Annotated in this window: 14 protein-coding genes; 4 read left to right on the top strand and 10 right to left on the bottom strand. The window is 45.0% G+C overall.

Annotated elements, in window-relative coordinates:
- Positions 1-3: 3 nt before the first annotated feature.
- A complete protein-coding gene (locus BMW71_RS11525; RefSeq protein WP_092173847.1) occupies positions 4-354 on the bottom strand; it encodes a Spx/MgsR family RNA polymerase-binding regulatory protein in 351 nt (116 codons plus the stop codon).
- A 104-nt stretch (positions 355-458) separates the two neighbouring features.
- Between BMW71_RS11525 and BMW71_RS11520 the strand changes: the two genes are divergently transcribed.
- Positions 459-953, top strand: a complete 495-nt coding sequence (locus BMW71_RS11520) for a DUF4168 domain-containing protein (RefSeq protein WP_244891156.1) — start codon at positions 459-461, stop codon at positions 951-953.
- Between the two features lie 173 nt (positions 954-1,126).
- On the top strand, positions 1,127-4,258 hold the full coding sequence (locus BMW71_RS11515) for a DUF5107 domain-containing protein (protein ID WP_092174849.1): 3,132 nt from the start codon (positions 1,127-1,129) through the stop codon (positions 4,256-4,258).
- 129 nt (positions 4,259-4,387) lie between these two features.
- Here BMW71_RS11515 and BMW71_RS11510 read toward each other — a convergent pair whose 3' ends face one another.
- From BMW71_RS11510 to BMW71_RS11465, 9 genes are all read right to left on the bottom strand, one after another.
- Positions 4,388-4,918 carry a hypothetical protein gene (locus tag BMW71_RS11510; RefSeq protein ID WP_092173844.1) on the bottom strand — a complete coding sequence of 177 codons (531 nt, stop codon included), beginning with the start codon at positions 4,916-4,918 and terminating at the stop codon, positions 4,388-4,390.
- Between the two features lie 85 nt (positions 4,919-5,003).
- Positions 5,004-5,606 carry a DUF998 domain-containing protein gene (locus tag BMW71_RS11505; RefSeq protein ID WP_092173842.1) on the bottom strand — a complete coding sequence of 201 codons (603 nt, stop codon included), beginning with the start codon at positions 5,604-5,606 and terminating at the stop codon, positions 5,004-5,006.
- A gap of 183 nt (positions 5,607-5,789) precedes the next feature.
- Positions 5,790-6,299: a hypothetical protein gene (locus BMW71_RS11500; RefSeq protein ID WP_143057609.1), complete on the bottom strand. Its 510-nt coding sequence runs from the start codon at positions 6,297-6,299 to the stop codon at positions 5,790-5,792.
- Positions 6,300-6,318: 19 nt separating this feature from the next.
- On the bottom strand, positions 6,319-6,747 hold the full coding sequence (locus BMW71_RS11495) for a DUF1330 domain-containing protein (protein ID WP_092173836.1): 429 nt from the start codon (positions 6,745-6,747) through the stop codon (positions 6,319-6,321).
- 130 nt (positions 6,748-6,877) lie between these two features.
- Positions 6,878-7,342, bottom strand: coding sequence for a hypothetical protein (locus BMW71_RS11490; protein ID WP_092173834.1), 465 nt, complete (start codon positions 7,340-7,342; stop codon positions 6,878-6,880).
- A gap of 102 nt (positions 7,343-7,444) precedes the next feature.
- Complete coding sequence (locus tag BMW71_RS11485; protein ID WP_218145583.1) at positions 7,445-8,161, bottom strand: DJ-1/PfpI family protein; 717 nt, start codon at positions 8,159-8,161, stop codon at positions 7,445-7,447.
- A 175-nt stretch (positions 8,162-8,336) separates the two neighbouring features.
- Positions 8,337-8,618: an addiction module antidote protein gene (locus BMW71_RS11480; RefSeq protein WP_092174844.1), complete on the bottom strand. Its 282-nt coding sequence runs from the start codon at positions 8,616-8,618 to the stop codon at positions 8,337-8,339.
- Positions 8,619-9,426: 808 nt separating this feature from the next.
- Entirely contained in the window at positions 9,427-9,879 is a 453-nt protein-coding gene (locus BMW71_RS11470) for a hypothetical protein (RefSeq protein WP_092173831.1), read from the bottom strand.
- A 446-nt stretch (positions 9,880-10,325) separates the two neighbouring features.
- The gene (locus BMW71_RS11465; RefSeq protein WP_092173828.1) at positions 10,326-11,093 is read right to left on the bottom strand and encodes a TonB family protein; all 768 of its coding nucleotides are present in this window, start codon (positions 11,091-11,093) and stop codon (positions 10,326-10,328) included.
- A gap of 219 nt (positions 11,094-11,312) precedes the next feature.
- Here BMW71_RS11465 and BMW71_RS11460 point away from each other — a divergent pair, with 219 nt between their 5' ends.
- Together BMW71_RS11460 and BMW71_RS11455 are read left to right on the top strand one after the other, a co-directional pair.
- The gene (locus BMW71_RS11460) at positions 11,313-11,873 is read left to right on the top strand and encodes a DUF2975 domain-containing protein (protein ID WP_092173825.1); all 561 of its coding nucleotides are present in this window, start codon (positions 11,313-11,315) and stop codon (positions 11,871-11,873) included.
- A gap of 2 nt (positions 11,874-11,875) precedes the next feature.
- Positions 11,876-12,082, top strand: coding sequence for a helix-turn-helix domain-containing protein (locus tag BMW71_RS11455; protein ID WP_092173823.1), 207 nt, complete (start codon positions 11,876-11,878; stop codon positions 12,080-12,082).
- Positions 12,083-12,229: the final 147 nt, after the last annotated feature.

Below are 12,229 nucleotides of genomic sequence, written 5' to 3'. Positions count from 1 at the left end.
GCATTAAAATTTTGCCTGGATTTTCGCTTCGTCGAGCCCGGCCAATAGACTGCCGTCTTCGAAAAGGATAATCGGCCGTTTGATCATGCTGCTCTTTTCTTGCAACAAGGGAATGGCCGACTCCTTGCTCTCCGCAGCAGACTTGGCTGCTTCGTCCAACTTGCGGTAGGTGGTACCCCGCTTATTGACCACCTGCTCCAATCCCAACGCGTCGATGAACCTGCCAAGCAAATCGGCATCGGGCTGCTGTTTTTTGTAATCCACAAATTCGTAGGGCTTGCCCGCTTCTTCAAAGCGGGCAAAAGTCTTTTTCATGGTATCGCAATTCTTAATACCGTAAATTTTAGTGATCATGATTTATTCTATTTAACGTAAATTAACAGGGTAATTTCCTGTTTTTGGAATATTTATTGCAATTTCACTGTAGAAACAAGTTCAAAATAAAAAAAATTTGATTCATGAATTATTCAAAAGTATCCAAACTATCCCTTTTTTCCATGCTATTGGGCATTAGTATTGCCTTCGGCACAATGGCCCAGCAGCTTCCGCAAGGAGCACAGCAACAAGTCAACGACAACTTTTCGGATGAGGAATATGAGAAATTTGTCGCAATCAACCAAAGCCTCGCTCCCATGCAAGCGGAAGTCGAGGCCAAAATGGTGGGGATCCTGGAAGGAAAAGGCATGGAAGTACCCCGATTTCAAGCATTGATGCAGGCACAACAACAGGGCAACATCATGGACGCTACCGATGACCCGGAGGAGATCAACACTTTTAACGAAGCCGGGCAGGAAATCATGAAGGTGCAGCAGGAAAGTCAGCAGCAGTTACAAGATCACATCACCGACAGCGGCATGGAAATTCAGAAATTCCAGGAAATGTCCATTGCCTATAACCAAAGTCCCAAGGTGAAAGAAAAAGTAGACGAACTGATGGCAGAACAAAACCAGTAATAAAAAAGCAAAACCAATTAAAAAAGGGAGTGTATATGCTCCCTTTTTTAATTGCATTGATTTTTTTGCCAAAACCTCACTTTTTCTATTGGCCGGCACCGTTCGTCCATCGGTTTTTACTTTCCTTCGCTTTTCCTCTGGGTATTTTTGGCTGGTTTTTCGTACATTTAACCATGTTTGTCGCACCCATATTTCCGAAATACCTGCTAACCCTGTTAGCAGTTTTCCTCAGCCAATCCCTATCCTGGGGACAAGAAACCCGTATGGTCGAGGCGCCCGTTAGTTATACTACCTATCCCTATTCGGATCCAAGCCCGGTACCCTCCCTTGTGTACAAACCGGACATCTATCCCTATTTCCGGTTTGAAGGATACAGCGTCGATCCGGTAAAAAAAGAGTGGAACCGGGTCAGCCTGGAAAACGATTACCTTCGGGTAACGGTGATGCCTGAAATCGGCGGCCGGGTATGGGGTGCTGTGGAAAAATCTACAGGCAAAGATTTTATTTACGAAAACGAAGTCGTTAAATTTCGAAACATTGCCATGCGCGGTCCCTGGACCTCCGGTGGGATCGAATTTAATTTTGGCATCATTGGCCACGCCCCCTCCACGGCCTCACCGGTGGATTACATTACCTACGAAAACGAGGACGGCAGCCTAACCTGCGTGGTGGGAACCATGGACCTGCCCTCCCGGACGCAATGGCGGGCAAAGATCAACTTACCCAAAGACAAAGCCTATTTTGAGACGGAAGGGATCTGGTACAACCCCGAACCGGTAAGGCAGCCATATTATAATTGGATGACCGCCGCAGCTCATGTGGGAGACGATCAGGAGTTTTTTTATCCTGGACACATCGCCTTACAGCATAGCGGTGCCTTGATGGACTGGCCCTTGCAGGAGGGCAGAGATGTGAGCCTTTATGCCAACAATGCCTTTGGCTCCAGCAAATCCCAGCACATGGCAGGTTCCTTCCAGAATCACTTTGGCGGGTATTTTCATGATCAGGGATATGGCTTCGGGCATTTTTCCAGTTACGACGACATGCCCGGAAAAAAATTGTGGCTCTGGGCACTATCCCGCTCCGGCGGTATTTGGGAAGACCTGCTGACCGATGAAAACGGGCAATACATGGAATTCCAAGCCGGCCGAATGCTCAATCAGTTTTCTCCTTCCCCCCGCCAACCCAGTCCCCTGACTAAGGCCGGTTTTGCCCCTTACACCATTGACCGCTGGACGGACTATTGGTTTCCTGTCAAGCAAATCGGAGGCATCAGCGCTGTAAGCCGCAGCGGGGTCTTCCACATCCAAGAATCCGAAGGGGCCCTTTCCATTGCCATTAACCCGCTTCAAACCATTCAGGAAAACCTGCAGGTGTATATCAACGATAAACCGGCACAAATCCTTCCCATAAACGGGCAGCCCATGGATGTCATTACCAAGGAACTAACCCTGGATGCGCCCCTGCAAAAGCTGGAATTGGTCTTGGGAACTGAAAAAGTCTATTCCTGGGCAAGTGAAGATCCGATGAAATTGAGCCGGTCCTTTGATAAAGCAGGAGCGGAACCACTTTCGGCCATTGAAGACCTGTATTACAGCGCCCGGCAAGATTACTACAGTAGAGCGTATCCCGAAGCCCAAGCCAAATACGAGGAAATTCTCCAGAAGGAACCCGGACATCCCCAGGCCAACATCGATTATGCCGAGCTACTTTTCCGTTTTTCCCGGTATGAGGAAGCAATGGAGCAAATTGCCCAGCCCCTGGCAACGGATTTCTTTGACCCGCAGGCCAATTTTGTTGCTGGCAGTATTTACCGGGCAATGGACCGGCCCATTGATGCCTTAGAAGCCTATGGTTGGGCTTCCCGCTCGATGGAATTTCGCTCCGCTGCCTATACGGCCATGGCCGAAATCCATTTGGCTGAAAACAACCTGGAGAAAGCATCCGACTATGCCAACAGAGCGCTGGATTTTAATGTGCACAACATTATGGCCTTTCAGGTGTTGGCCGTCAAACACCGGCTAGCCGGAGAAAAACAGCATGCCGCTGAAGTCTTGGAAAAGCTATGGGACATCGATCCCCTGAATCACTTTATCCGGTTTGAACAGTACCTGATCGACCCAAAGCCGGCGGCAATAGAAGCATTTCATTCATTGATCAACAATGAATTTCCCTACCAGACTCACCTGGAACTGGCAGCTACCTATCTAAAATACAACCGCAAATCCGAGGCCTTGCAGGTCCTTACACAAAGTCCACCCCATGCCCTGGTAGATCTGTGGACGGCCTTTCTCGACGAGAACCAACAGGACTCGAGCCTGGATGCCCTGCTTGCCAAAGCCATTGCCTTTGTGCTTCCTTACCGGAGAGAAACGCTCGCTATGCTAAAGCAGGCCCGTGAGAAACGAGACCACTGGAAACTGGATTATTACCTGGCCTTAAACCAACTGGCTGTAAACGAAACAGCGCAGGCGGCCGCGCTTTTGTCCGGAATTGGCGAAGCGGCAGACGATGCTGCCTTTTACCTAAATCGTGCCTTGCTGCTCGAGCAATTGGAAGGGAAAGACCCGCTGGCTGATCTGAAAAAAGCCTGGGAAATGGACACATCGCAGTGGAGGCACTGGCAGCACCTGGCCCGGTATCGGGCCGAAAACGGACAGGAAAAAGAGGCGCTTTCCTTGCTGAAAGAAGCCACGAGTAGGTTTTCGGGAAATTATGTACTGGAAATGGATTACATCCGTGTGCTTAATACCTTGGGCCAATACAAAAAGGCGATGGCCCTGCTTGACAAAATCAACGTACTTCCCTACGAAGGAGCCGGGGAAGGCAGGGCGCTATTTGAGACCGTTTATCTAAATGCAGCCCTGGAAGACCTGCAGTCAAAGCGTTGGAAGTCCGCAGGCACCAAACTGGAAAAGTCCCTGGAATGGCCCGAAAATCTGGGGGTTGGCAAACCTTTCAACACCAACGAAACCATGCAGGACTATTTGCTGGGCCTGGTGGCAAAAGCCCAAAATCAGGAGGACCTGTTTCGCTCCCACATGCAGCAGGTAGTTGATGCCACTGAAAACATGTCCCCTAACCGGCCTGAACAATTGCTGGCCCTATTTGCCCTGGAAAAACTGGGGGAAAGCTCGGAAGCGTCCGCTCTTTGGGAAGAAATCCAGGGGGAGGGTAACGAAGAAACGGTAAATTTTATCGGTTCACTTTACGGTGGCAGCAACCAACCGATAACATCCGATTCGGGCAATCGCCGGGAAGCTTTACTGGAAAAGATAGCAGGAGTAAGCAGGAGCTTTCGGTAAGTTGATGGCAATCGAATTCCAGCATCGTTTGTAGAAAAAAGCGGAAATATTACGAAATGGCTAAATTTTCGATTTCTGGCAGGTCGATCAAATGCGCATCATCGCCTCCATCCTGTTGGATAGCGAAACTTAGCTGTTTTTCTCCGGTTTTAAGTACTTGAGAACTCTTCTGATTCTTACTTTCACGGATGCGGTTGACCTTTCCAATGCATCTTCACAGAGCAGCAGAAACTCATGTTGTAACTCCTGGATTAGCTTTACAACTTCAAAATAAGCAGTAAATGCTGCTGCCTTAACAAACTTTTTATCAGAAAAAAGTAAGGGCCGAATGCTGGGTTCTAGCTGTTCCGCTTGCTTTTTCGACAACGAAATTTTGGGAATTATTTGTAGGAAATGAAGCTGGCTTTCCCAATTCCTAAGTGTGGCTCCTCTTTTAAGAAGCTGTTCCAGATCATTCGCTGCTATCTCCCCACCCTTTTCAACATGATGCTTTAAAATCCAGGTTGTTGAAACCTCCAGTTCATTGTTTTTTGCAAAGAGTGTAATTGTCAAAGGGATAAAAGATGTATCGGAACAGTTTGCCTCATATACCTCTTTCAGGAAATTCGTATGGGTCCCGTCCCACTTTAAGTACAACTCTTTTAACACATTTTTTTTCATAGTTGTTGGCGTGTTAGGTTTCTATCGTATCGGATTAAAAAGTCAATCGATATTCAGCGGCTAGAAATATTGAATCGAAAGCCATTCAACCCTTTTTATCAACCGGACTGTTCGGGCTGCCAATCAACTCCAGCGAGGTGATAGCCGTCCATCCAAATACGATTCCAAACACCAATTGATGGGTAATGGGCATAGACCACCAACCAAGGACAAAACCAAGCATTGAAAGCACCAGGACAATGGCGGTGAAATTTGCTCTTTTCCGTACTCTTTTGTCTAAATGTGGATTGTATCCCAACCGGGATAGTCCGAATAGCCAAAAAGCAAGTCCAAAACAAATAACCACAATATGTGCCTTCGAGACTGCGGTATCCGAAACGTCCATATCCATCGGAATGGCTGTCAGGGCAAAGCCTATCCCAAAAAGAGATAACAATACCGCTAGCAACCTGTCACTTACTAGCAAACCATACAGCATTCCAAAGACAAAAAGCAACACGCCGACCAGTACAAAGCCCGCTAGATTCCACCATAGCGCATTGGGTTCTCCTACTGCCCCTAATTTACTAATAAAGTCGTTAAAAAAACTAAAATCTTTATTTGCCGCGCCGAATACCGCAAATGCAGCCAGCAGTACCCCAACCGCTACCAGTCCGATATAGCCTACAATCGCTCTATTCGGTTTCATAGTACTAAAGGAATTTTGTAAAAATCAACCCTAAGGTACAAAAATGGATGCAAATTTGGGGCATATCTTACTTACATTTGGCTGATGACATCCCGGCTTCCGGCACGATTCAGGGAATAATGGTGCTTCTACAGTACGCATGGGTTACCCTATTTTCCACAGCTAAATGGGCAAACCATTCTTTTACGCTCTTTCCGGGATTTCCAGCTCAGCACCCAAATTATACGCTAAACGCTTTGCCTGCTTTACCGCCCTGGTTCTATTCGTATAAACAAAGGACAACAATGGAGTGGACTCCTTCCCCCATAGTGCTAGCACAAACTCAGTAACGCTGCCTGTAAGCGTTGGACTAATCCCATTTGGCGTGTTGGTCTGACGAAAGCTGGAAGGACTTACTTTTACGGACCAAATGGCAGGCAGAATGGCCCATTCACCAATTTTAACTCCACAGATAGCAACATAGGATTTCCATTTTTTCTTGGTAAAATCAATTAGGGTCCCTTTGTAGGTAGTGACAATTATTAGCCCCAGCAGCAGGGCCCCTACTCCTACTCCGTATACCTTTTCCAGAGAAGCTTGTTCCTCCATAACGAGTGGACCCGCTAAGGCAACCAAGCCTGCAACTATAAGCAGCGAGCCCAAAAGGTGGGGACCTGCAAACAGCTTTCTTCTTTTAAAGTTGAATCTTTTCATGGTAAGTCCGCTTTCCATTTCAGGTGTGGTTTTCAATCTCCGTCGAAGGCAACAACCTGGAATCCTCGAGGGCTGCGCTTCGGTGTCCTGCATTTTTTAAGTAATCCTCACTGCCGGCAAATTCCATAAATTTCGAAACAGATTCGTGCTCAACCAGTAAGATCGCATCCCATTTTTCCAGCTCAGGACCAATCAAAAACTCGCTGGCAGTTCCATAATACAGCATGCGGCTCCCTGCCTTTCTAAGCTCGGGTAAAGTGTTGTCCAAATACAATTGGTAGGCCTCTTTTCCGCTGATTTCACCAGATGGCTTTACCTTTTCCAGGTTTGTGTAGTCTGCTGTTCCTTTAAATTTTAATAAATTAAGCATCACTATTTTCCCTTTACCGTGAAAATCCCGGTAGAACCGCTTTCCAGCTCCCGGAGCTGCATCAAGGTATTTACTCATTTTATTTTCTGTTTGGTTCAAAATTCAGCCTACAGATCCGCTCAAAAAACAGGTTGAAACTTGTTGTTTTATGCAGGTAATCTGGGTCGACCTGAGCTAAGCATCAAAAGGAATCAAAACGCTTCTTCGTTTAATATGCAATTTCCACGTCGAGTTGCCTTCCCTCTTCCGCTGCTTTTTTGTCCATCCCGGTACCGATCGCCAGGCCCACCGCCAGTCCAATGGGCAATCCAATGCCTAAAAAAGCCATATTCCCGAGACTCAGGCCAAAAGCTACTCCAAGAGGAATCCCGAATGCAGCCATACCAACAGCCAGCCAGGTATTTCGATAGTGATTTTTGGTGACAAGGTTTGCTTCTTTCTCGATTTCCTTAAGAATAGCTGATTGTGTTCTACTTAGTTGCCTTTTCAACTTCTTTTCAGATCCGGAAACGGTGTTTATTTTGTCAATTTCCCTATTAATAGCAATTACTGATTTCTCAGGAAGCTCTTTTTTTCTCAATTCAGCCAGCAGTTTATTGAATTGAGCGAGTACTTTGGTTAGCTTGGGATGCTGATCCCTCTCTGGTATCTTCGTCAGTTCATTTAGTTGCATCTATCCATTTTTTTTCAAATCCGCGAATAAATGTCCCACAAATGGGAACAATGCCTCATTGGTATTCCGACAGTCCACTTGGCTGTTGATGGCCTAGACAGGTCATTCGGCAATAAAGCTATCGTTATCCTTGTCCTCCATCCAATTGTATTCGATTTCGAATGCAACGTTTCGGGCGAATTCGATTCCATGCCTGTCTGCCAAAAAGCCCAGCGCCATATCCATGCCCGCACTCACTCCTGAAGAAGTGTAATAGTTATCATCCACTTTCCAACGCGCCTTTTTGTCCCAAACCACATTGGGACCCATTGATTCCACCCATGAAAATGCCCGCTTATTCGTAGTGGCTTGCCTGCCATCCAAAAGGCCGGACCTGGCAAGCAGCGCACTTCCCGTACAGACTGTCAATACATAGCTGCTCGCACCAGCTATTTCCTTTATCTGCCCGATAAGCAATTTATTATCCACCTCTTTCCGTGTGCCCATGCCACCTGGTATCAGTAGCAGGTAAGGATTAGCAGAAGCCGCCTCCAATTTTTCGGTGAGGACTGATACCCCGTGTTTATTCTCAATTAGCCCTCCATCAAGTGAATAGAATTTCAATGTATACAGGTCCGTAAGCCTTCCAAAAATTTCTGCCGGACCGAATACGTCCAGTGTTTCGTAATTGTCGAAAAGTAAGAAAGCGATTTCCATGGTATTGCTTTTTGAGTCCTCAGTCTTTTTTTCCTGGGCGAAGGAACCGCCACTTGCGAAAATGGACAGGGCTACCATCCATAGCTGCGGCAATAAAATACCAGATTTTACAATTGCTTTCATACTTGATTTGTTAGTGGTTTTGATTGGTAAATTAGTGAAAACAATTGATGAAAGGGTGTTTGATAGGAATTAAACACAATTCCCAGGTACTTGCAACGGTCAGAGTAAGATGTCGTAAGCGACGTTAGGAGCTTATGCATTTTACTCAATGTTGTGGTGTCGTTTTTTATTTTTTTCAAGCATTGGGTTTCACATTTATTTGTCCGCCAATAGCTTTCAAAACTTTCATGATTGTCTCGAATTGGGGTTTGGCTCCATCAGCTAATGCTTTGTAAAGACTTGGTCTGCTCATTCCAGTTTTCTCAGCAATTTTTGTCATTCCGATTGCTTTCGCGATGTGTCCGATAGCTACAACGAGATCAGAGCTGTCTCCGTCTTCAAGAACAGTGTTGAGATACTCTGCAATCATTTCTTCGTCGTCGAGATAGTCTGCAATGTCAAATTTTGTTGTTGCCATATTACTCATTCTTAAGTTTATTCCAGATTTCTTTTGCCTTCTTAATATCCTTCTGTTGGCTTGATTTCTCACCGCCGATCAATAGAATGATCAACCTGTCTTCCTTCTCTTTGAAATAGATTCTTTAGCCCTTCGCATAATTTATCCGCATTTCACCAATTCCGTCACCTACAGGTTTACAGTCTCCAAAATGTTCGTCAGTTTCTAACTTCTGAATTCTGAAGAGTATTTTGGATTTGGCTCGAATATCCTTGAGCTTTCTAATCCGCTTATCGAATTCAGTAGTCTTATCAATTCTAAACATTTACAAGTGTATCCATTAGGATACAAATATAGGTTATTCCGTGAAGATTTGAAAGCGTCTCATAGCGAGGTCAGTATGCTTTTTCTGAATGCACCACAACATTTGTATAAATCCATGTTTCGAAAGGTCAACTGCGTGTATATGTACTATGTCCACAACTCATCTCCCGGCTATCGGTGACCAACCTAAGAAATTCGGATAGGTAATCAAGCGCTATTCACCGCAATTATCGGATTCATCATCCGCTTTCCATTCATCCAATTCCCAAAGTGCGGTTCCTTCGTCAATTATCCCGGCATTTATCTGAATCTGCAGGCAGGTGGAAGCGATGGACCGATCGTCTGTTTCAGACAGTATTCCATTCAGGATTTCAATTAGCCCGCTATCGATTTCATCTTCGGTATACGCATAATAATTTGCGAACCCTTCCAGCGCAGCATATTGCTCCCCCTTATTTTCACTTTGTAGTGACTTCCAGAATAAGGGTAGGGCTATTGGAATAATTTAATATTCCATGATTTCGGATATAAGTTCCAATGAAGCTGCACGTCGCATTTCACTAGCCCTGCTACGGTCTTTTTTTAATTTGAGAATTTCTTCTGCCAATCCCAACAGTTTTGAGAATTTCCGCTTTTTCCTATCCGCATAAGGAGTATCTGACAATAATTCCTCCCACTCATCCTCACCATTTTTGTCACTATCCGGGTGCATCTCAAGATCAAGGGGGAGGAACCTTACATAATTCCAAAAACATTGTTCGGTCTTTCTTATTTTTCTATCCTTTGTTTTTGCGATTTTTACCAGACAATCACAAAACAAAGCCAGGTCATGTTCACCAATCTCTTCCTTGAAAGAATTATTCAAATTAAAACGAATTGACCTGCTATCAATATCCCTGTTTTGACCTGCAATAAAGCGGTTTATCTGATCACAAATTTCTTTTATGGGCTTCTTCAATCTTACAGCCAAAATATTTTTCGTCTTAAAGTAGCATTTATTGGTTGACTAACCTCGCTTTTTAAATACCCATTTCAAATACCTTTTTTTATTTACTGTTCTCTCATAATAGAAACGTTGCGTAATATCATCTAAACAGGAGCTGCTACTTCAAACCATGTGTGTCAATCAAATAGATCTACTCGTTTTCAAATGTACCACTACCAATCAAATTACCAGAATTTATTTGATGAACGAATCGTAGGGATCCGGAAAGCCTGCGGTCAACACCGTTATTTCCTAGATCAGGCTTTTTCCACCGTATTCAGCATTTGAAGCATTATCAATTGTCTCTTCATTGCAAAATACGATTTACTACCAGGGATTACCTTGACTTTCTTGAAAATTTATTCATCCCTGCGGTTGTTCCATCAAGGAGGTATGTCCGAGCTTGGGAAAAGTGAAGCCTAGCCCAGTCGAAAGCGAATCGGAAGATACATCCATGCAGTGGTGGGACCGCCTTGAAGATCACGGGCAGGCAGGAAACCCCCAGCGTATCGTTCCAGTACCCGTTCCACTTCTTTGACCAGACTGGGATCTGAGGAAGCGCGGTTTACCACGGAGCTTTCCACCAATTGCCCCCGCTCATCGATTTTCAAACCAAGCCAGATTTCCCCTTCTGCCCGGTTATTTCTGGCAGATTGGGGATAGGATAAGTTTTTGCCCAGGAATTCATTCCAAGCCTTCATGTCAGGTAAACCAGGCTTAAAAATATCTCTATCCACGGCTTCCTCTTCTCCGCCGGGGGCTACAAAGGAGCCTTCGCAGTTTAGTGAGCTATCGCAAGCCAGGTCGAGCACCAATTGGTCTCCTACAAGTACTTTGGTATAGTTGGCATTATCTTTCCGATACTTGAACTGCGTATACTTCAAGGTTCCATCCGAGGCATACTGTTTCTCTTCTTCCCATACCGGCTCTTGAGGCTCAGACGCTTCAAACATTGATTTTTTCGCAGAAACCAACGCGTAATTAAGGTCATAGGTTTTTTCCACCAATTCCCCTTCCGGGGAAACGGTGACTATTTTGCTGTATTTCTGGCCTTCATCGCCGGATTCTATGGGCAAAAAATGCGCGTCCAGGGGGATGATTTTCCTTTCCTGCGCTTCCACAAGACTGGGGAATCCCAAATAGCCAAGTCCTACGACTAATCCAAAAATTGTCCATTTACCCTTCATGGCACTAAGCTATCACAATTTTGACAAATTTCCAACTAGAAACTTATTTCTATCCCTCTGGGCTTTGCCTGCTAAAGAGACATTTATGCAAAGCATTTAAACCCATTCTTCCCGAGAAACCAGACGCAGTAAGCCGGGAATCTATTTATATTAATTCAATTTTTTATTGTTTACCAATAAATATTTATTGTTATTTGTAAAATAAAAACCCCGAAGGCAATGAACTGGAAAGAAACTTGGAAAAATAAATGGGAAACCCAGCCTGTATTGATGTTACTCACCATCATAATCTGGTCCATTTTTATAGGACTATGCATCAAAGGCGGAACCTTGTTGTTTACCTCCATATACAGCATCTTCAATCCGGAGGTGGCGCAAAACCTTTACCAAGGATTGAATTTGTCGGTGGCCAGGGAATGGCATTTGGGATATTATCTGGGGGCGGTGTCCTTGCTGCTGGGGATTTTGATAGCTAAGGCCTATATCTTCTTTTTGGTTATCCGTGTTTTCCTGACGATTGACCTCGTTCACCCTTTCAGTAAGGAAGTTTCAGTCCTTATTTCCAGAATCGGCAAAGTTACCGTTGAGGTAGGTGTTTTAATCATTATAGCCTCCGGGTATTTTCATTGGTTGTCTTCCCGAACGATGCATAGTCCTGCGCTTAGTGGATTTTTGGGTGGCGCATTTGAGTACCTGATTATGGGTGCGGTTATCTATGCCATTGCGTTGGTTTTCAAACGCGGCGTAGAAATCCAAACCGACAACGACCTAACTGTATAACCATGCCCATTATCGTAAATTTAGATGTAATGATGGCAAAACGGAAAATATCCCTAAACGAACTCTCCGAAAAGGTGGATATTACCCTGTCAAACCTTTCCATCCTTAAGACCGGTAAGGCAAAAGCCGTTCGGTTTACCACCTTGGAAGCGATCTGCAAGGCCTTGGACTGTCAGCCGGGGGATATCCTGGAGTTTGTGGAGGATTGAGATAACTTTACTTTGTGCTTGCCGAAGGGTTCAACTTTAGGTGACATGAAGTCTGATGGGATTATGAAGCGGTTCCCTATCAGTTTAAACAGACTTTTTACTGCGAGTCACAAAACTTCTAAAAACCACTGAAACCCGCATGCACTA

Source organism: Cyclobacterium xiamenense (assembly GCF_900109255.1).
GTDB lineage: Bacteria > Bacteroidota > Bacteroidia > Cytophagales > Cyclobacteriaceae > Cyclobacterium > Cyclobacterium xiamenense.
The sequence above is the reverse complement of the archived record's forward strand: the minus strand, read 5'-3'. Positions and strand labels throughout refer to the sequence as shown.